The sequence below is a fragment of the Microvirga tunisiensis genome (assembly GCF_009296175.1).
In the GTDB taxonomy this organism is placed as follows: domain Bacteria; phylum Pseudomonadota; class Alphaproteobacteria; order Rhizobiales; family Beijerinckiaceae; genus Microvirga; species Microvirga tunisiensis.
This window is the reverse complement of sequence record NZ_VOSK01000979.1, coordinates 1-590: the sequence shown is the minus strand read 5'-3', so window position 1 is coordinate 590 and position 590 is coordinate 1. Positions and strand designations below refer to the sequence as shown.

General features: G+C 64.6%; 2 pseudogenes. Both read left to right on the top strand.

What is annotated here, in order from left to right:
- Positions 1–142, top strand: a pseudogene (locus FS320_RS44835) (ATP-binding protein); the annotation flags it as partial.
- Between the two features lie 196 nt (positions 143–338).
- A pseudogene (locus FS320_RS44830) lies at positions 339–590 on the top strand (IS481 family transposase); the annotation flags it as partial.

Here is a 590-nt window from a genome sequence, read left to right as displayed (position 1 = left end):
GAACAAGAGCATCCGGGAGTGGACCGAGCTGCTGGCCGGCGACGAGGTGCTGGCCACGGCCATCCTCGACCGCCTGCTGCACCGAGCGCATGTTCTCAACATCAAGGGGCGCAGCTATCGCCTGCGGGATCTGGAGGAGGCTCTCCAGCGGGCTCACGCTTGAGCCGTCGTAAAACTGGATGTCGCCTTATCTCGTAAATCTCGGTGTCGCTTGACAGCTGTAGTATTAACTGTTTGGTGGCGGAACGTTGTTGGGATCGGGTGCGTTACGCCATTGAGGAGTACACTTGGCGCTTTGACGGCCTGCGACGCCGAGCTTCTCACCGCAGGAGGACGTGATGCACTCCCTTCATCCGCAAGCCCGCACCACCCCCGCTGTCCGCCAGGAGATCGCCCGCTCGAGAGAGCCCACCGGCGTGCTGGCCCAGCGCTTCAGCGTGAGCACCGAGACCATCCGCAAGTGGCGCAAGCGCGGAGCCCAGGACTGCCAGGACCATTCCAGCCGGCCGCACAAGCTGCCCTGGAAAGCCACGGACGAGGAGCGCGCCATCGTCTGCGTCCTGCGCCAGGCCACCGGCTTTCCGCTCGAC